The organism is Amycolatopsis sp. (genome assembly GCF_036008905.1).
Classification (GTDB): domain Bacteria; phylum Actinomycetota; class Actinomycetes; order Mycobacteriales; family Pseudonocardiaceae; genus Amycolatopsis.
In genome coordinates this window covers 104,795-123,665 of sequence record NZ_DASYMU010000045.1, presented here as the reverse complement: position 1 = coordinate 123,665, position 18,871 = coordinate 104,795, and the positions used below count along the sequence as shown (strand labels likewise).

18 protein-coding genes are annotated in these 18,871 nt (G+C 68.4%); 12 read left to right on the top strand and 6 right to left on the bottom strand.

Going from position 1 to position 18,871, the window contains the following annotated elements:
* Positions 1 to 50 precede the first annotated feature (50 nt).
* The gene (locus VGP60_RS09320) at positions 51 to 1,052 is read left to right on the top strand and encodes a LacI family DNA-binding transcriptional regulator (protein WP_327547502.1); all 1,002 of its coding nucleotides are present in this window, start codon (positions 51 to 53) and stop codon (positions 1,050 to 1,052) included.
* A gap of 1 nt (position 1,053) precedes the next feature.
* Here VGP60_RS09320 and VGP60_RS09315 read toward each other — a convergent pair whose 3' ends face one another.
* Together VGP60_RS09315 and VGP60_RS09310 are read right to left on the bottom strand one after the other, a co-directional pair.
* Positions 1,054 to 2,376, bottom strand: coding sequence for a PQQ-binding-like beta-propeller repeat protein (locus VGP60_RS09315; RefSeq protein ID WP_327547501.1), 1,323 nt, complete (start codon positions 2,374 to 2,376; stop codon positions 1,054 to 1,056).
* A 440-nt stretch (positions 2,377 to 2,816) separates the two neighbouring features.
* Positions 2,817 to 3,530, bottom strand: a complete 714-nt coding sequence (locus tag VGP60_RS09310; RefSeq protein ID WP_327547500.1) for a GntR family transcriptional regulator — start codon at positions 3,528 to 3,530, stop codon at positions 2,817 to 2,819.
* Positions 3,531 to 3,665: 135 nt separating this feature from the next.
* On the opposite strand from VGP60_RS09310, the gene manD reads away from it, so the two are divergent.
* Genes manD through VGP60_RS09290 form a run of 4 tightly spaced genes read left to right on the top strand, consistent with a single transcriptional unit; the run spans position 3,666 to position 8,794 of the window.
* A complete protein-coding gene (gene manD, locus VGP60_RS09305; RefSeq protein ID WP_327547499.1) occupies positions 3,666 to 4,874 on the top strand; it encodes a D-mannonate dehydratase ManD in 1,209 nt (402 codons plus the stop codon).
* Positions 4,871 to 6,337 (top strand): mannitol dehydrogenase family protein, encoded by a 1,467-nt coding sequence (locus VGP60_RS09300; RefSeq protein WP_327547498.1) that lies wholly within the window; start codon positions 4,871 to 4,873, stop codon positions 6,335 to 6,337. Before manD ends, VGP60_RS09300 begins: the two co-directional genes overlap by 4 nt.
* A gap of 43 nt (positions 6,338 to 6,380) precedes the next feature.
* On the top strand, positions 6,381 to 7,760 hold the full coding sequence (locus VGP60_RS09295) for an MFS transporter (RefSeq protein ID WP_327547497.1): 1,380 nt from the start codon (positions 6,381 to 6,383) through the stop codon (positions 7,758 to 7,760).
* Positions 7,757 to 8,794 carry an L-idonate 5-dehydrogenase gene (locus VGP60_RS09290; protein WP_327547496.1) on the top strand — a complete coding sequence of 346 codons (1,038 nt, stop codon included), beginning with the start codon at positions 7,757 to 7,759 and terminating at the stop codon, positions 8,792 to 8,794. Before VGP60_RS09295 ends, VGP60_RS09290 begins: the two co-directional genes overlap by 4 nt.
* A 273-nt stretch (positions 8,795 to 9,067) precedes the next feature.
* Here VGP60_RS09290 and VGP60_RS09285 read toward each other — a convergent pair whose 3' ends face one another.
* On the bottom strand, positions 9,068 to 9,298 hold the full coding sequence (locus VGP60_RS09285; protein ID WP_327547495.1) for a GNAT family N-acetyltransferase: 231 nt from the start codon (positions 9,296 to 9,298) through the stop codon (positions 9,068 to 9,070).
* 50 nt (positions 9,299 to 9,348) lie between these two features.
* Here VGP60_RS09285 and VGP60_RS09280 point away from each other — a divergent pair, with 50 nt between their 5' ends.
* From VGP60_RS09280 to VGP60_RS09255, 6 genes are all read left to right on the top strand, one after another.
* Positions 9,349 to 9,876, top strand: a complete 528-nt coding sequence (locus VGP60_RS09280) for a GNAT family N-acetyltransferase (RefSeq protein ID WP_327547494.1) — start codon at positions 9,349 to 9,351, stop codon at positions 9,874 to 9,876.
* A 418-nt stretch (positions 9,877 to 10,294) separates the two neighbouring features.
* Entirely contained in the window at positions 10,295 to 11,119 is an 825-nt protein-coding gene (locus VGP60_RS09275) for a DUF72 domain-containing protein (RefSeq protein WP_327547533.1), read from the top strand.
* Positions 11,120 to 11,267: 148 nt separating this feature from the next.
* On the top strand, positions 11,268 to 11,735 hold the full coding sequence (locus VGP60_RS09270) for a nuclear transport factor 2 family protein (RefSeq protein ID WP_327547493.1): 468 nt from the start codon (positions 11,268 to 11,270) through the stop codon (positions 11,733 to 11,735).
* Between the two features lie 412 nt (positions 11,736 to 12,147).
* Complete coding sequence (locus tag VGP60_RS09265; RefSeq protein WP_327547492.1) at positions 12,148 to 12,564, top strand: YciI family protein; 417 nt, start codon at positions 12,148 to 12,150, stop codon at positions 12,562 to 12,564.
* A complete protein-coding gene (locus VGP60_RS09260; protein WP_327547491.1) occupies positions 12,564 to 13,781 on the top strand; it encodes an RNA polymerase sigma factor in 1,218 nt (405 codons plus the stop codon). Before VGP60_RS09265 ends, VGP60_RS09260 begins: the two co-directional genes overlap by 1 nt.
* Positions 13,714 to 14,214: a transposase gene (locus VGP60_RS09255; protein WP_327547532.1), complete on the top strand. Its 501-nt coding sequence runs from the start codon at positions 13,714 to 13,716 to the stop codon at positions 14,212 to 14,214. Before VGP60_RS09260 ends, VGP60_RS09255 begins: the two co-directional genes overlap by 68 nt.
* Before the next feature lie 22 nt (positions 14,215 to 14,236).
* Here the strand turns inward: VGP60_RS09255 and VGP60_RS09250 are convergent, their stop codons facing one another.
* Positions 14,237 to 15,310, bottom strand: a complete 1,074-nt coding sequence (locus VGP60_RS09250) for an MBL fold metallo-hydrolase (RefSeq protein ID WP_327547490.1) — start codon at positions 15,308 to 15,310, stop codon at positions 14,237 to 14,239.
* Positions 15,311 to 15,374: 64 nt separating this feature from the next.
* Here VGP60_RS09250 and VGP60_RS09245 point away from each other — a divergent pair, with 64 nt between their 5' ends.
* Positions 15,375 to 15,986, top strand: coding sequence for a TetR family transcriptional regulator (locus VGP60_RS09245; RefSeq protein WP_327547489.1), 612 nt, complete (start codon positions 15,375 to 15,377; stop codon positions 15,984 to 15,986).
* Between the two features lie 110 nt (positions 15,987 to 16,096).
* Here the strand turns inward: VGP60_RS09245 and VGP60_RS09240 are convergent, their stop codons facing one another.
* Positions 16,097 to 17,803, bottom strand: a complete 1,707-nt coding sequence (locus tag VGP60_RS09240) for a hypothetical protein (RefSeq protein WP_327547488.1) — start codon at positions 17,801 to 17,803, stop codon at positions 16,097 to 16,099.
* The gene (locus tag VGP60_RS09235) at positions 17,800 to 18,780 is read right to left on the bottom strand and encodes a hypothetical protein (RefSeq protein WP_327547487.1); all 981 of its coding nucleotides are present in this window, start codon (positions 18,778 to 18,780) and stop codon (positions 17,800 to 17,802) included. Before VGP60_RS09235 ends, VGP60_RS09240 begins: the two co-directional genes overlap by 4 nt.
* Positions 18,781 to 18,871 lie beyond the last annotated feature (91 nt).

Below are 18,871 nucleotides of genomic sequence, written 5' to 3'. Positions count from 1 at the left end.
GCTTACAGCCTTGTTAAGCTGACCGTCCGATCGACCAGGGGGAGAGCACGATGAGCAACCGGCCGGCGACGCTCGAGGAAGTGGCGCGCCTGGCCGGGTTGTCCACCGGCACGGTGTCCCGGGTGATCAACAACGCCCCGCACGTCAGTAAGAAGGCGCGCGAAGCCGTGCAGCGGGCCATCGAGGAACTCGGGTACGTGCCCAACACCGCGGCCCGGTCGCTGGCCACCGCCCGCCGCGGCGCGGTGGTGCTCGCCATCTCCAGCGACGACCCGGCGTTGTTCGCCAACCAGTTCTTCGCCGAGGTGATCGCCGGGGTCAACGCCGTCATCGAGGAGACCGACCTCCAGCTGATGCTGGTGCTCGCGGCGTCCGAACGCGGCCGCTCCCGGCTGACGCGGATCCTGCAGTCGCGCGCCGCGGACGGCGTCATGCTGCTGGCGCTGCGAGAGAACGACCCACTGTCGAAGATCGCCGACGAGGGCCAGGTGCCGGTCGTGCACGGCGGGCGCTCGCTGGACCGCACACCCCCGCACTACGTCGACGCCGACAACAGGGGCGGCGCCCGCCAGGCCGTCGAGTACCTGCTATCGCTTGGGCGGCAACGGATCGCGACGATCACCGGCCAGACCGACCAGCACGCCGGCGTCAACCGCTACCTCGGGTTCCGGGAGGCCCTCGCCTTGGCCGGACTGCCCGACCACCGCGTCGCGCACGGCGACTTCAGCGAGGCCAGCGGCATCGAAGGCATGGCGCGGCTACTCGACGAGCACCCGGACCTCGACGCTGTGTTCGTCGCCTCGGACGCGATGGCGGCAGGGGCGCTGAAAGTCCTGCGGGAGCGTGGGCGTTCGGTGCCCGACGACGTCGCGGTGGTCGGGTTCAACGACATCGTCACCGCGCAGCACACGCACCCCGCGCTGACCACCGTGCGGCAGCCGATCGATGCGCTCGGCCGGGAGATGACGCGGATGCTGGTCCGGCTGATCGACGGCGAACAGCCGACGTCGCTGATCCTGCCGACCGACCTGGTGATCCGCGAATCCGCCTGAGTCAGTTCTTGACCGGATACGCCTGGGGCGTGCCGTCCTTGTCGGCGGTGATACCGGCGTACTTGCTGACCCAGTCCGGGGCGACACCGACGTCGTCGACGGACAGGTCCTTCCCCGTCTTGGCGTCCAGCACGATGGGCTGGCCGCCCTGCGTCTTGCCGTAAAGAGCGCCGTGCCACGCGACAGTGAGACTGGCGGGCGCGACACGGTTCGCGGCCTCGTCGGGCAGGCTCCAGAGTTTCCCGGCGGTCTTGGCGTCGTAACCGGTGAGCACGCCGTCCTGCTGGCACACGAGTACGGACCGCTCGTCGTAGAGACAGTCGCCGTAGGCGGTGGGGCCGAAGGTGCCCTCGCCTACGAGCTTGGTCTTCTCCGCGCCGGTGGCGGGGTCGAGGAACAGCAGGAACGGGTGGCCGGTGCCGTAGTCGGTGCGGTTGACCACGACCAGTGCCGGATCGGCGGGGACCATGGTGAGCTGGCCGGACTTGAGGGCGCCGGTCCAACTCTGCTGGCCGGTGCCCAAGTCGAGAGCGGTGGCCTGGCTCATCGAGGAGTTCTCGGCCACGTTGTAGTCAGTGCCGACGAGGATGTCGCCATGGAGGCTGCCGGCGGCGTAATCCTTGCGCTCCCACAGCGTCTTACCGGTGGCAGGGTCGAGCGCGACCGTCACATACTCCTCGTCCTGGCGGCTGTAGACAGCGACGACGGCCTTGTCGGTGACAGCGACAACCTGAGTGACGGCGTTACCGGCGCTGTCGTACTGACTGTCGGACACCTTGATGTCGACCTGCCACGCTTTGGTGCCCTTCTCGGCGTCCGCGGCGACCACCGACAGCGCGACGTAAGACGGGGTAGTGCCCTTCTCCGGCATGGCGACCGGCACGGCGGCGACCGCGAGCTTGTCCGTGACAGCCGGTGGGCGCGGCCCTGTTGAGTTGACGAACGGCCCACTCTGGTTGTACGGATCGCCGGGGACGCCCTCGATCGGAACGGTCCACTTCTGCTTGCCAGTCAACACGTCCACCGCGTTCATCGCGGACGGCGTCACGATATAGCCGGTGCGCTCGCGCAGGGTCAGAAACTTCGACACGACGTTGCCAGCCACATTGGCGCGCAACGCCTGAGCAGGCAACGCGACGGCGCCGCCCGCATCGAACGCCGTGGGCGGATCGGCCGTCTTGGCCTCAGGCGCCGCGGATGTCGGCGGTTGCGCGGCGGGCGCCGATCCGCTCGGCCCCGACGCCGTGTTGCCGTCCGCCCCACCGCAGCCGCCGACCGTGACCACTGCTCCCAGGCACGCCACAACGACCAGAGTTCGCCGCATGTGCATACACCTTCCCCGAAGACCGTGCTCCGATCGGAGCCACCCGCCGCACCCTATCGAACACCCGGCCAGGCAGGTAACAGTTCATGAAAAAGTGTCACTAATGCCTGGTCAGGGCGCTGAATTTCGTTGAATCCGCGTGCCGGACATGGCTCGTCGCCATGCGGGAAGTACGGCCGTCCGTTCTCGAATACGGTCTCGCTGAGGGTGTTGATCATGCGGGAAGCCGATCTTGACGCCCTTCCCCCACCACGGCGTCTGAACTCCTGCCCGGCAGGTCAGGCGACCGCGTGGGGTCGTGAGTGGCAACAAGTGTTAGAACACTCGTTGCCACTCACGACTCACGATGGCCCGCAAGGCCCTTTAGCTGCCGACAGGTGGCGATTGTTGAAACGCGGGGTATCACGTGACACCGACAGTGGGTGCCCGCGACGACGACGTCATTCCCAGACCGCGATGCTCCGTCTGGTCGGCACCGAGGTGGAGTTCGACGAGAACAGCTCGGGGGACCGTGCCCTGATGCGTTCCACGTCGTCGAACACGGCCCTCAGGTGGGTGCGCATCGCCGTCCGGGCGAGCTGGGCGTCGCCTCGGGTGGCGGCGTCGAAGATCTCCGTGTGCTGCAGCACGAACGCACTCGGCGAACTGGCGTCGTACAGGCCAAGGCGCCGGGCCCGGTCGAGGTGGCCTTTGGCTGCGACGACCGTGGCCCACGCGTTCGCGTGCCCACTCAGCCGTAACAGGCCTTGGTGGAAGGCCTCGTCCAGGGCGAAGAACTCCTCCAGGTCGATGCCAGGCTGCCGCTGCCGCTCCAGATTGGTCTCCAAATCCCGCACCAGACTCGGGTCGAGGACGGGAGGCAGGTCGTCCAGTGCTGCCAGTTCCACGGCCTCGCGCAGGAACTGGGCGTCCGCGACCTTGACCGGGTCGACCCGCGAGACGAACGAGCCGACCTGCGGGAAGACCTGCACCAAACCTTCTTCGGCCAGCAGGATGAGGCTTTCGCGCACCGGTGTGCGGCTCACGCCGAGCGCGGCCGCCAGCTCGTTCTCCGACAGCGCCGCTCCCGGGGGCAGCTCCATGGTCAGCACCCTCTTGCGGAGGAGCTCGTAGACCGCACGGCGGCTCGTCTTCTTCGTGTTTGTTCCGACCACGCTCGCAATCATAGTGGGCGGCAACTCTTGACGAACTGAGCGACAGCGACTTGTATACTAGTTCTGCCCGACCGGTTGGCCCGGCGCGGGCGGCAGCACCGCCGACATAGTCGTCGCAGCAAGGGAGTCGAATTCGTGAGCACGATCGAGCGCGCCGAGGTCCTCGTCTCGTCACCGGGGCGGAACTTCGTCACACTGCGGATCACCACGTCCGACGGGGCCACCGGATTGGGGGACGCGACCCTCAACGGGCGTGAGCTCGCCGTCGCGTCCTACCTGCGAGACCACATCGTCCCGCTGCTGATCGGCCGCGATCCCGCGCGCATCGAGGACACCTGGCAGTACCTCTACCGCGGGGCGTACTGGCGACGCGGACCGGTGACGATGACGGCCATCGCGGCGGTCGACACGGCACTGTGGGACATCAAGGGCAAGGTCGCCGGGCTGCCCGTGTACCAGTTGCTGGGCGGCCGGGCACGTGACGGCGTGATGGTCTACTCCCACGCCAGCGGCACCGACGTGCCGTCACTGCTGGACGACGTGGCCCGGTTCCGCGAACTCGGATACCTGGCCGTGCGGGCGCAAGCCGCGGTGCCCGGCATCGGTGGTTCGTACGGCGTACGCAAGGGCGCGGTGTACGAGCCCGCGGCGACGGCGCTGCCCGACGAGCAGCCGTGGAGCACCGAGGCCTACCTCGACTTCGCCCCCGCTTACCTGCGCGCCGTGCGCGAACGCTTCGGGTTCGACTTCCACCTCCTGCACGACGTCCACCACCGCCTCAGCCCGATCGAGGCTGCCCGGTTCGGCAAAAGCGTCGAGGACTGCAGGCTCTTCTGGATGGAAGACCCGACGCCCGCGGAGAACCAGGAGGCGTTCCGGCTCATCCGGCAGCACACCACGACGCCGATCGCGGTCGGGGAGAACCTGACGTCGATCTGGGACGTGCAGCATCTCATCACCGAGCAGCTCATCGACTACGTGCGGACCACGGTCGTCCACGCGGGCGGCATCACGCATCTGCGGCGGATCTTCGACCTCGCCGCGCTTTACCAGGTACGGACCGGTTCGCACGGCGCCACCGACCTGTCGCCGATCACCCTCGCCGCCGCGGTGCACGTCGACATCTCCGTGCCGAACTTCGGTATCCAGGAATACATGGGGTACGCCGGGGAGACCGCCGAGGTGTTCCGCAGCGGTGTGCGGTTCGACAAAGGGATGCTGCTGCCGTCGGAGGAAGCCGGCCTCGGCGTCGAGTACGACGACAAGGCCGCCGAGCGCTTTCCCTACGAACCCCGCTACCTGCCCGTCGCGCGGCGCCTTGACGGCTCCGTGCACGACTGGTGACCGCCTTGGATCGGCGGAGTCCCCGCGGGCAGCTCACCTTGGCCACCGCGAGGAAACTCGACGTGAGCCTGCGTCCGCTGGTCGACCCGCGCGCGCTGAAACCGCGGATCGTCCACTTCGGACTCGGCGCGTTCCACCGCGCCCACCAGGCCGTCTATACCGAGGCCGCCGCCATGCGCACCGGCGAACCGTGGGGCATCACCGTCGTGGCGCCGCGTTCGGAGGCGACGGTCACCGCCCTGCGCGCCCAGGACTGCCTGTACTCCGTGACCGAGCGGCGCCCCGGCGGCCCCCGGACGCGGGTCGTCGGGGCGATCGTGGACGCGCTGCGCATGCGGCGGGACGTGGACAAGGTGGACGGGCTGCTCGCCGCGCCCGCCACCACCGTCGTCACGCTCACGGTGACCGAAAAGGCGTACCACCGGCGTTCCGGCACCACCGACCTGGACACCGCCGCACCGGAGATCGCCGCGGACCTGGCCGCGGGGGTGCGCGACCTGCGCACCGTCGTGGGCCGCCTGGCAGGCGGCCTGGCCGCCCGGTACCGCGCGCACGGCGCACCGATCAGTGTCGTGTCGTGCGACAACGCCGCCGCCAACGGTGCCGTGCTGCGCGGCGTGGTGCGCGGGTTCGTGGCGGCGTCGTCCTGGCCCGACCGGAGCGATGTGCTGGCGTGGCTGGACAATTCGGTGGCGTTCCCCTCCTCCGTGGTCGACCGCATCGTCCCGGCGACGACCGGGGAGGACGAGCGTGCCGCGTCGGCCGCGCTCGGCCTGCGCGACGGGATGCCCGTGGTGGGCGAGCCCTATCGGCAGTGGATCCTGGAGGATTGCTTCGCCGCGGCGCGACCACGATGGGAACTCGACGGCGCGCTGCTGGTGCCGGACGTGGCCCCGTACCAGCTGATGAAGTTGCGGCTGCTCAACGGATCCCACTCGGCGCTGGCCTACCTCGGGCTGGCGGCGGGGTACGGCACGATCCGCGAGGTCATGCACACCCGGTGGGGTGAGCGGTTCGTGCGGTCGTTCTGTGCCGAGGTCGCGCGGACCCTGCCCGCGGGCGGACCGGACGCGGAGGCCTACGTCGAGGACCTGGTGCCGCGGTTTCGCAACCCGGCCATGCGGCACCTGCTGCGGCAAATCGGGTCCGACGGCTCGCTGAAGCTTCCCGAGCGGTGGTTCGGCGCGCTGCGGGAATCGGCAACTCCGGCGCCGCTGCTCGAACTCGCGCTCGCCGGGTGGGTCAACGCCACCCGGCCCGACGATCTGGGCCCCGTGTTCGGCACGACCGATCCACTCGCCGAACCGCTGGCCCGCTGCTGGTACGACCGGCCTGACCCGGTCGACCTCGTCGGCAGGCTGCTCCGGCTGGCCGGTGCGGCCGACCTGGCCGAGCGCACCGATCTCGCGAAATCCGTCGCGGCGCGGCTGCCCGCACTGCGGGCCGGACGCGTCGAGTTCTGACCGACAACCCCACCCACCCCCTCGCCGAGCAATGGAGCAATGGATGACGGGCACCCCGAATGCGATGCGGACCGAGCCCGCGTCACGTACCACGCGTGATCTGACCCGAGCCGCGATGTCCGGCTGGCTCGGCACGGCCATGGAGTTCATGGACTTCCAGTTGTACTCCCTGGCCGCGGCCATCGTGTTCAACAAGATCTTCTTCCCCGACGTCAGTCCTGCCATCGGCCTCATCGCCGCGATGGCCACCTACGGCGTCGGCTACGTCGCCCGGCTCGCCGGTGCCGTCTACTTCGGCCGGATGGGCGACCGGATCGGGCGCAAGAAGGTCCTGTTCATCACCATCGCGCTGATGGGCGCGTCGACCACCCTGATCGGTGCGCTGCCCAGCTACCAGACCATCGGCATCGCCGCGCCGATCCTGCTGGTCGTGCTGCGGCTGGTGCAGGGTTTCGGCGCCGGCGCGGAGATCGCGGGCGCCACGGTGATGCTGGCCGAGTACGCACCGGTGAAGCGGCGCGGCCTGATCTCCTCGCTGGTGTCGCTGGGCACCAACTCTGGCACCCTCGCGGCCTCCGCGCTGTGGGCGTTCCTGATCGGAGCGCTCTCGGAGGAACAGCTGATCTCCTGGGGCTGGCGCCTGCCGTTCCTGCTGAGCTTCGTGCTGATGGTGTTCGCTGTGTGGCTGCGGCGGAACCTCAAGGAGAGCCCGGTCTTCGAGGAGCGGCTCGACGTGGTCGACGGCGTCGCGTTGTCCCGCGCGGAAATCGACGCCGCCGCCGCGAGTGGCGGCACCTTGTTGCGGGAAGGCCTGAAACAGCGCAAGGGCAGGGCGTTCTTCATTGCGTTGGGCCTGCGCTTCGGCCAGGCCGGCAACTCCGGTCTGGTCCAGACGTTCCTGGTCGGCTACATCGCCACGACGCTACTGGTGAACCGGACTGTGCCGACCACGGCGATCGTCTACGGATCGCTGCTCGGATTCGTGACGGTGCCGCTGGTCGGCTGGATCGGCGACCGCTTCGGCCGCCGGCCCGTCTACCTGACGCTGACGCTGCTGACCGCCGCGTTCGCCTTCCCCATGATGATGCTGATCACCGGCGGTAGCACGGTGGCACTGGTCATCGCGATGGTGCTGGGTCTCAACCTCGGCGTGCTCGGGCTGTTCTCGCTGGAGAGCGTGACGATGGCGGAGCTATTCGGCGCCAGGACGCGGTTCACGCAGTTGGCTCTGTCCAAGGAGATCGGCGGCATCCTCGCCACCGCGATCGGCCCGGTCGTGGCCGCCACGCTCACCGCGGTCACCGGCCACTGGTGGCCCATCGCGGCCATGCTCGTCGTCTACTCGCTGATCACCCTGGTGGCCGCGTTCCTCGCGCCGGAGACCAAGGGGCGCGACCTGGTCCGGCTGGAGGACGCGGTATGAGGGCGGTCGTCGTGCACGGCCCACGGGACCTGCGGATCGACGAGGTGCCCGATCCCGTGCCGGGGAGAGGCGAGGTGCTGCTGGCCGTGGAGTTCGGCGGCATCTGCGGCTCGGATCTCGCCTACTGGAAGACCGGGGCGTCGGGCACTGCGGTGCTCCAGCACCCTTTCGTGCTTGGGCACGAGGTGGCCGGACGCGTCGCCGGCATCGGACCTGGAGTCGTCGGGCTGGACGTCGGCCAGCCCGTGACCGTGCACCCGGCCACTCCGCTCGGTGTGCTGCCGCGGCGGCTGGCAGGCCGAACCAATCTGCACGAGAAGATCCGCTATCTGGGATCGGCGGCGTTCGAACCGCACACCGACGGCGGCTTCAGCGAGTACACCGTGGTCCGCGCCGACCAGGTGCGGGTGCTGCCGGACGGCGTGAGCACCCGGCACGGCGCGCTCGCCGAACCGCTCGCCGTCGCCATGCATGCCGTGCGGCGGGCCGGTGACGTGCGCGATCGCGACGTACTGGTCAACGGAGCCGGTCCCATCGGCTGCCTGGTGGTCGCGGCGGCGAAGCTCGCGGGCGCGGCGAGCGTCACCGTCGCCGACGTGGCTCGGGAGCCGCTGGTCATCGCCCATGCCTTGGGGGCGGACGACGTGCGGGATCTCGCGGCAGGCGATCGGCTGCCCGACGACGTCGAACTGGTTTTCGAGGCGTCCGGTGTCCCGGCGGCGCTGGGCGGGGTTCTGCGCGCGACGGCCCGCGGCGGAACCCTTGTGCAGGTGGGCAACCTGCCCGGTGCGCCGGCGCCGGCCGCGCTCGGCGAGCTGGTGACCAGGGAGATCACCTGGGTCGGGTCCTACCGGTTCTCTGGCGAGATCACCGATGCCGTGCGGGCGCTCGGTGACGGGCTCGACGTGGGTCCGTTGATCACCGGCACGTTCGACCTGGACGATGCGACGTCGGCGCTGGAATTCGCCGCGGCTTCCCGCGGTGGCAAGGTCCTGCTCCGGCTGGGAGGACGGGACCCGCGAACGTTGCCATGACGCCGACGGCAAGGTTCAGCGTACTGACGATGTAGTTCGCGATCAGTTAAGTCTCGCTTGCGGTCTCCGCGCCCAGACTCACAGGACACGACCTAGGCGATCAGTTCAGAATGAGCTGTGGTCAGCTCGACTGTAATTCGAAACCGCAATGCCCTGATCAGGCCATTTGACGATCTGCTCGTCTCTTGTGGCGGCGAAGATGTGACAGCACTTGCGCCTCGAGACCATCAGATCCTGGCCCGGAAAGTCGGGTGGGCTCCGTCGACCGGCAGGTCAGGACCTAACCGATTCGCCCCTGTTGACCTGGCCGACGAAACCGAGGCGTCGGTTCATCGCTATCGCGGTCACGTTGCGCGGGTGGTGGAACGTAGCGAGGTGCCGATAGCCCGACGAACGGATGAAACGGATCGCCAGCAACTTCAACGCCAGCGACAGGCCTTGCCCGCGGTAGGGCGTGAGCACCCCGGTCATCTCGCTGAACGCGCACCCCGTGTCCGGGTGCAACGACGTGGTGCCAGGCGCCAGCGCGGTTCTCCCATGGAAGCATCGGCAGCATGGTCGAGCTCCGAGACGCGACGCAGGCCGACGCCCACGCCATCGCCAACGTGCTGGTGCAGTCCTGGCGCGTCGCCTACCACGGTCTGCTCCCCGACGATGTCTTGGCCGACCTGTCCATCCCCGACCGGAAACGGTTCTGGTCAGACGTCCTCACCACCCGCCCGCCGCACACCCGCACGGTCGTCGCCACGATCGCGGGCGCCATCGTCGGCTTCGCCGCGACCGGCCCTCCACTCGTACCCGCCGACCGCGCCGACCCCACCCTCGGCGACCTCTACGCGCTCTACCTCGCCCCCGATGTCTGGCGCCGCGGCATCGGCACCCAGCTCCACGCCGCCGCCCTCGACCGGCTCCGATCCTGCGGCTTCACCCACACCGGCTTGTGGGTTCTCGACACCAACGAACGCGCCCTGCGCTTCTACTATCACCACGGCTGGACCGATACCGGACGTTCCCAGCTCGACCGAGGACCCGGCGGCACCGAGCTGCACGAACGACGACTCCACCGCGCCCTGAGCACCTGAACCAACAACCAATAACCTGGTCCCAGCCCGCTTCACGTATGCCCTGCCCCATGCGTACGGCCTGCCCATCGCCGTCAACAGCTGCAAGAGACCCGACATTGTCGATCCCGGCATCGATGCCCGCCCAGATCCGAGCAGGCATGTGCAGCGTGATCAGCTCCTCCGGCGAATACTCCATCGAAGACATCCTTCAGCTAACCCCAGTGGCCATTCACAGTCGGCAGCCTGCCTGCCGCCCGGACACACGTCGTGATGCGATGGAGCAATGGCCGCTGTTCGACGCAGAAGCGGACGTTGGAACCGTGGTAAGGCCGCCAGTCGCTCCCAGGGCTATGAGTGGAAGTGTTGCCGGGGTAGTAGTTTTCACTCACGATCGAGGGGAGCTGACGGGGTGGCACGTCTTCATGTCGGCTGCGCGATGTGGACCCACAAGGCGTGGCTGGGGCGGTTCGTGCCGCAGTCGCTGCCGGCCAAGGAGCGCCTGCGGGCCTACGCCGGCTGGTGCAACGCGGTCGAGGGCAACACCACCTTCTACGCGACCCCCGCCCGGAACACCGTCGCGACTTGGGCGCAGCAGACCGACCCCGGCTTCCGGTTCGTGGTCAAGCTGCCCAAGGTCGTCACGCACGAGCGCCGGTTCCTCGGGGTCGAGGCCGAGATGCGGGCGTTCCTGGACGCGATCGAACCCCTCGGCGAACGGGCGGTCCTGTGGACCCAGTTGCCCGGTTCGTTCGGCCCTTCGGACGTCGATGCTCTCGGCCGCTTCCTGCGCCGGCTCCCCGTCGGCCGTCGGCGCGCTGTGGAGGTGCGCCACCCCGAGTTCTTCACCGACGCCGGCTCGACGTCGCTGCTCGAGGGCACGCTCGCCGACGCGGACGCCGAGTGGGTGCCGTTCGACACCACGGCCTTCTTCCAGAGCCCGCCGACCAGCGAGGCCGCGCAGGATGCCTGGGTCAAGAAACCGCGGCTGCCGCGGCGGACGCGGGCACTGACCGACCAGCCGATCGTCCGTTACCTGGGCCGGGACTCGATCGAGGAGACGGTCGTCGGGTGGCGGCCGTGGACCGTGGCGGTCGCCGGCTGGCTGCGCGAGGGCCGGTCGCCGACGGTTTTCTTGCACACCCCCGACAACAACGACGCGCCGGCGCTCGCCCGCCGGTTCCACGACGACGTGCGAGCGCTGGTGCCCGGCCTCGACGCGCTGCCCGAGCCGGAACCGGTGGAGCCCGCGACCTTGTTCTGAGCGATGCCAGGATCGAGCGGAATACTCCGTCACCTCGAACCGACCAGCGGCACGAGCGGATGTTTGGCTCAAGCCCCAGGCTGGTTGGTCCCTCCGTGGTGTTCGATGGGGACGTCTTCGACCACCTTTCTGACTGGAGGCAGTGACCATGTCCGTGTCCCCGCGCATCCCCGCTGCCGATCCGCCGAGCTACCGGGCGATCGAGAACCTGATCGCGACCTACGCAGAACTCGTGGACGATGGAGATTTCGCCGGACTCGGCGCATTGCTCGCCAACGCCACGTTCACCGGGGCCAGCGGACCGGTGACCGGCCGAGACGCCATCGAAAAGATGTTCCAGGACACTCTGATCATCTACGACGACGGCACGCCGCGGACCAGGCACATCACCACCAACATCGCCATCGAGGTAGACGAACAGGCAGGCACAGCGACCTCCCGTTCGTATTTCACCGCGATGCAAGCACTGCCCGAACTGCCTCTGCAACCCATCGCCAGTGGTCGCTACCACGACCGCTTCCGCCGCCGCGACGATCAGTGGTTCTTCGTGGAACGGTATGTCCGCGTCGATCTTGTCGGCGATATCAGCCGCCACTTGCGTCGCGGGAACAGTTAGCGACAGCGGAACAGCAACGTGTTCTTGGATGCTCGGCAATGCGCGCACTTCGGCATGACAGAGCGCGACTCGCGGCATGAGAGTGCGCCGCGGACGAAACGCCCTAAAGATTCCCGTCGCCCTCTCTTCAGCCCGGTAGCGGAAAGAAGTCACTGAGCGCGTCCCGAATGCTTCTCCCCCGATCTATGTCAGCGTCGCCGCCTTCCAAAGCTGCGACGTTAAGCTTTCTGCTCGGGAAGGCGTCCACGTCAGCCATCACTCAAGGGGCCGGTCTGACGGGCGAAACGCGGGTCGCAGGGATCGGCTGCGTTGCGGCGAGAGATTTCTCCGGGGCCGTGTCGATCCGCGGGCCGCTCGTTCGACCTGTGGGTGCGAGGGCCGAGAGGCGGCCCCGCCGGACGAGGAGAGCACGATGCCGAAGTACATGCTGATCATGCGGGGCACCGACGAGACGAACGCGGCCATGATGGCCAACATCGACGAGATGATGGCCACGACCCGCCGGTTCATCGAGGAGACGGTCAAGGCCGGCGTTTTCCTCGCGGCTGAAGGGCTGGACGATCCGGGCAAGGGCGTCGTGGTCGACTTCAGCGGCGAGACCCCGGTGGTCACCGACGGGCCGTACGGGGAGACCAAGGAACTGTTCGGGGGCTTCTTCCTGCTCGATGTCGCCTCGAAAGAGGAAGCGGTCGAGTGGGCCAAGCGGGTTCCGGTGGCCCGCGGGTCCAAGATCGAGGTTCGGCGGGTGCCCGGGGATGACGAGGTCCCGCAGGACAACGGGACGTTCGTCAAGGAAGGGGCCTTGCGCGAGAGCAGCGGCCGGATCTGATGGGTACGGCCGATGTCGAGGCCGTCTGGCGGATCGAGTCGGCGCGGATCGTCGCGGTGTTGACCCGGTTCACCGGCGATTTCGCGCTGGCCGAGGACGCGGCCCAGGAGGCGGTGGCCGAGGCGCTGGTGTCGTGGCCGCTTGTCTCTCCGGCCGATCCGGTCGGCTGGCTGATGGCCACGGCCCGGCGGCGGGCGATCGACGCGATCCGCCGCCGGACCGCCCTGCAGGACCGATACGCCCTGCTGGCGGCCGACAAAGAAATCGGCCCCGAGGAAATCGACCCCGACAGGATCGACGACGACGTGCTGGCGCTGATGTTCGTCAGCTGCCACCCGGTGCTCTCCCGCGAGGCCCGGGTGGCGCTGACCCTGCGCGTGGTCGGCGGCCTGTCCAGCGAGGAGATCGCCCGCGCGTTCCTCGTGCCTGTGCCGACCGTGCAGGCCCGCATCACCCGGGCCAAGAAGACGATCGCGGCGGCCGGGGTGCCGTTCGAGCTGCCGCCGGCCGGCGAGCGCCGGGAGCGGCTGGGCGGCGTGCTCAGTGTCCTCTACGTGATCTTCACCGAGGGGTCGACAGCCACGTCGGGCGACCGGCTGCTGCGCCCCGACGTCGCGTACGAGGCGATCCGGCTGGCCCGCACGCTGGCCGCGCTGCAGCCGGACGAGCCGGAGGTGCACGGCTTGCTCGCGTTGTGCGAACTGACGGCCGCGCGCTTCCCGGCCCGGACCGGCCCGGACGGTTCGCCGGTCCTGCTGGAGGACCAGGACCGGCGGCGGTGGGACTTCTCGGCGATCCGCCGTGGGCTGGCCGCGCTGGCCAAGGCGTCGACTCGCGGCCTCGGCCCCTACGGCCTGCAAGCCGCGATCGCCGCCACCCACGCGTCGGCGCCCTCGGTCGAGGCGACCGACTGGGACCGGATCGTGGTGCTCTACGAGGCACTGGGCCGGGTCGCGCCCTCGCCGGTGGTCGAGCTCAACCGGGCCGTCGCCGTGGCCATGGCCTCGGGTCCGGAGCAAGCCCTGGCCATCGTGGACGAGCTGATCGCCTCGGACCGGCTCCCAGGTTCGCATCTGGTTCCGACCGTACGCGGTGAGCTGCTGGCCCGGCTCGGACGGCACCCGGAGGCGCGCGCCGAGCTGGAGCTGGCTGCCCGGCTATGCGCCAACCAGCGCGAACGCTCAGTGCTGCTGCGCAAGGCGGCCGCACTGGGCTGACTTCCCCAGCACGAGTTCGGCGCCGCCGAGAAAACGCACCCACGACTACGTCCGGCATGGCACGACGAACCTGTTCGCGGCATTGAACGTCGGCACCGGCGAGATATTCGGCGAGTGCAAACCGACCCGCAACGGGGCGGATTTCCTGGCGTTTCCGAAGCGAGCCGTCGCACCACACGCGGGCCAGCAGATTCATGTGGTGCTGGACAATCTGTCCACGCACACCACACCGGACATCCTTGCCTGGCTGGAGAAACACCGGCATGTGCAGTTTCACTCCACCCCTGCCGGATCGTCGTGGATCAACCAGATCAAGGCCTGCAACAACGACCCGAAACCCTTCGCCTGGACCGCCGCCGCCGAGGAAATCCTCGCCAAAGTCCACCTCGTCCAGGTCAACATCAAGGAACTTGTCGACAACAACGCCAAGTAACGACACCAGAATCACGGAACATCTAGACGGGGATTGTCATCAGGTCGTGCCCGACGATCACGCGTCCGTCGTAGCCACGGCCTGCCTTGGCGAACCAGCTCGCGTCAGGCAGTAACACGGTGCCTGGCGCGAGATGGCTGAGCACGAGCGTCTTCACCCCGGCTTCCTGCGCGATCGACCCGACCAAGGTGGCGTCGGTGTGGCTGATCCGGTGGTGCTCCAGCTGTTCCGGAGTCAGTCCGGCCATCTCCACCACCTGCATGTCGATGGCTTCGTGCACGAGGATGTCCGCGCCGCGGGCCAGGGTCACGGTGTGCTGGCACACCGTGGTGTCACCGCTGAACACCACCGATCCGTGCCGGGTGTCGAACCTGAACGCGTAGGAGGGAAATACCGGCGGATGCTGCACGAGGATCGCGCTCACCCGGACGTGGTCGTCTTCCATCACGGTGAACGGCTCCATCGCCGGAGCCATCTCGCCCCGGGGGCCCGCGCCGACGTCGGGCAGTGGGATGTCGTGCGGGGTGAACATCTCGCGGATATCGGGCCACGCCTCGCCTCGCATGCGGACGTTGATGTCGTAGGCGCTCCCGGCGATCATCGAGTCGATGAAATCGGTGAAGCCCGGCGTCGGGTTCTCCGGATTCACCGTGGGGACTACGCGGCCGGGCGGGTACGGGTCGGGCAGCGCACCGGCGCGGCCGGGCCCATAGATGTCGACGGGGCGGGTGAACGGGTTGACGCCACCGAAACGCAGCCACAGCAAGGAATACAGGTCGGCGATGTGGTCGGAGTGCAGGTGGGTGACATAGATCCCGGCAAGCTGGTCGATCTTCAGTCCGGCCTTTTCGATCTGGTCGAACGCACCGTGCCCGAGGTCGATCAGGTAGACGCGGCCGTCGACGACCAGCGCGGACGCGATGCCCGTACGCCCGGCCATGGGAACCGGGCCGGCCGCGGTACCGAGCAACACCAGATGCGTTCCGCTGCCGAGGGACGCAATAGCCGCCGACGTCCGATGCCGTCGGCGGATGGCGGGTTCTGGCTCATGAGTCTCCTTGGTGCTCAACGGGGTCGGCGACACGCCAACCGACACTTCCGGCGACTATAGTGAAAAGTGTCAGGACTGACACTTTGTCCCGTGATGGGATACTGTGGCCGTGACCACTCCGGGACGACGGGAACTGAACAAGGCGGCAACGCGCCAGGCGCTGCAGAGCGCTGCCCTGCGAATGTTCGACGAGCAGGGGTACGCGGATACGACGGTGCGGGACATCGCCTCGGCCGCCGACGTCACGGAGCGGACGTTCTTCCGCTACTTCCCCTCCAAGGAAGACCTGGTATTGGGCGAGGTACTCGATTTGATCCCCGTGCTCGGAGCGCGGGTACGGGCGCGTCCCGCCGACGAGCCGCCTTATCCGGCGGTGCTCAATGCGCTGCTCGACGTCGCCGCTGAGCGCGAAGCAGGCATGGGCATCCTCTTCAGCGGCCCGCCCGCGCAGTTCCTTTCCCCGCGCACAAGGGCAGGCGCGCCGGTGTTGTTCGAGTTCGAGGCAGGCCTCGCCGAGGCCATCGTGAGCCGCTTACGGCATACCTCGAACGGAGAAGGCGAGACGGCGCTCGCCCTGCGAGCTTCGGTACTGGCCCGCGCGTCCGTGGCGGCAATGCGCAGCACCCTCATCGCCTATTCCGCCCTCCCCGAGCGGGAAAAGACGCCCCCGGAATTGCTGCGCCTGATCCGCGAAACCTTCGCTGTCCTTTTGAATCCGTAGGTTGCGGGTTCGAGTCCCACACGACCCACCACGCCCACCTCGTTCAAGCTGAACCGACGTGGGTGGCCGTGCCGCCCGCTGCACGGCACGGCCACCCGCACCCCCCTTCCTCAGAGAGCCGACGGGACGTTCTTGCCTCCCTTTCCAGTCGGCTTCTTCGACGTCGTTGTCTTCTTGGTCGCGGGAGTCTTGCTGACGCCGCGTTGGAGGTCGGCGCGGTCGATCTGTTCCTGCTTGCGGACCGATACCTCACGCGAGCTGGGCACACGGACTTTCTTGGCCTGTTTGGTCTCCGGAGTCTTGCTGACGCCGCGCAGCACGTCGGCGCGGTCGATCTGTTCCTGCTTGCGGATGGAGTCCTTGCGCGAGTAGACCGGCTTCTTGATGGAGCCGCGCTGCGCCTGCTCACGGTCGATCTGCTCTTGCTTGCGGACCGCCGATTCCCTCGGTGTGACGGGTTTCTTGATCGGGCCGCCACGCCGTGCGTCCTCGCGGTCGATCTGCTCCTGCTTCCGGATGGCCAGTTCCCGAGGGGTCGGCACGTTCACCGGGAACGCCCTGGCGATGTGCTCCTCCCACTCCGTCCGAATCGGGTTGACCGCCTTGACGTAGTTGCCCTTGCCGTCCGGCACGATCTGAGGCCGGTAGGTACTGCGCAGCGCTTCGAGGAAGGTCTTGCGCTTGTGTGCATCGGGCAGCACGTGCCGCAGGATCGAGTCCTCGATGGACTGCCTGTCCTTTTCCGTGGGCGCGTCCTGCAGGGCTTGGGCGAACGCGTATGCCGTCGGCAGGTACCGATTGTCGTGGATTTCCTTGTAGGAGTACGGCGGCGCCACGCCCTGGAGGGGACCGAGGCCCGCCCGCACCTGACCGGCGCCGCGGAACGCCTTCTCGAGGGCGTAGCTGGACGGAGGCACGCGGACCGTCGTCGGCTGCTTGGTGACGGGCGGTGTCGTGGTGGTCTTCTTGGCGCCTGTCGTTGACGGATTCTTCGGCGGTTGCTTGGGGTCACTCCGCTTCGCCGGGGTGCCGCCTTCATCCCCGTCGTCGCCCTTGCGGTCCTCGATCGCCATCCCCAAGTCCTTGCGGGCCTGCTCGAGGCGATTCTTGATCTTCGCCTTCGTCTCCTTGCCGAGCTTGCTGTTGATCTGCTGCTCAAGCCCCCAGATCGCACGCTCGAGGGTCTTGATGTAGGCGTCCCGGTTGAACGGCTTGGCGTGGTGCTCGGCGCCCTTGAGGAGTTTGTTCAGCTCCTTGCGGCTGTTCGTCGCCTGCGCCAGCTTCGCGTTGGCCCTCTCCCGGTCTTCCTTGGTCTTCGCGTCGGTCACTTGCTGCCGCAGAGCCGCGATCTGCTTGTCCACCTTGGACATGCGGTCATGCAGGCCCGTGACCGTCTGCTTGGACCGGCGGTGGATCTCGAAGGCGTCCGTCAGCAAGCCCTGGACGTCACTCCAGGAGACGCTCGTGCTGCCGCCGCCCAGCTTGGTGATGACCCGGTTGGCCAGCACCTGCTGGTACAGTTTCTGCTTGTACTTCGGGTCCGCCGGATCCAGCGGAGCGGCCAGGTCGAGCATCTTGGCCAGGATCGCGGCCTTCAGCCTCTCGCTGGCCTTCGCCGGCCGGCCCTTCTCACTGTCACCGGAGTCAGCACTCGCCGAGGTTGGGTCGTCGGCGAAGGCGACCTGCTGAACTCCCGTCTCCACCGCGGATTCGAGGGTGTTCGACAACCCGGACGCCAGCACCGTGGCGGTCAGCAGGCCCGCGACGGCGAGCGTGCCCGTTCCGATGATCCGTTGGGGTTTGATCAGGGGGTTCATCCGGCCACACTTTCGGCCTCGACGAGGGTGGCGACCTCGCAGGGCTCCATCTCGGCGTGCGCTTCGGCGGTGACGGTGTCTTCGACGAGACGGCCTTTCTTCGCGTCCGCGTGGTCGGACACGGTCGCCCGGACCGTCTTCTTCTCCTTCTTCGGCTTGGCAGGCTCCGGCTCCGCCGCTACGACGATGGCGTCGCCCGTGCTCACCTCGGTGACCGAGGGCCCGGTGATCTCCGGTTCGGGAGCGGGGGCCGCCGCTTCCATAGCCGCGAAGGTGACCGACTCGGCGCCTGCGTGGATCAGCTCCGGCCGGGTGTCTTTCTCGGTCCGCACGGGGACAGGTGCGGGTTCGGTGTCCATGAGCAGCGTGGCCGGATCTGGCTCAGTGTCCGTATCGTGGGCGGCCGGGATCGGCGCTACGAGCGCTCGCAGTTCGGCCGGGACCGTGTCGCCGGCGGCCTGCAACGCGGCCGGTGCGGCGTCCGCGACGGCGCCGAGATCGAGTGGTTCCGCGGGAACCGGCAGTGGCGAAAGCGGTGCAGGCAGGGCGAGCGGCTGCGGGATGAACTCGGCCGGCCAGAGGCTCGACCCGCCACGGGTCGAGACGGGCGCCACCGGCACCGGCGCAGCGGGCGCGGGTGCCGGAGCCGGGACGGGGACGTCGACAGGGACGTCGTCAGGAGCCGGTTGTGGCGAGCCGGGCGCCGGGACCGGTTCGCCGCCCGCGTCTTCGGCGGGCTGGTAGCCCTCTTCGGCGAGGTACTCGGCGAAGAGGTTCTTGAGTGCTTCCGGCAACTCGCCCGAGGCGAGCTGGGTCGTCTGCGGTGGTGGCTGCTCGTCGCCCCCGGTGATCAGCGTCGCGGCTATCGCACCCATGGTGATCCCTCCGGCGAACCCGGCCCAGGCCAACGGTCCGGGGTTGCGGCGTCGGCGAACAGGGCGGAATTGGCGTCGTGGCACGGCGTCGTCCTTTCTCATGATTTCGTGAACGCTCCCGAATGAAGCCGTCCGCCCCCAGCTCGGGCAAGGTTTCCGGCCGCTTCCGGCCGCTTCCGGACACCCGTAGGAT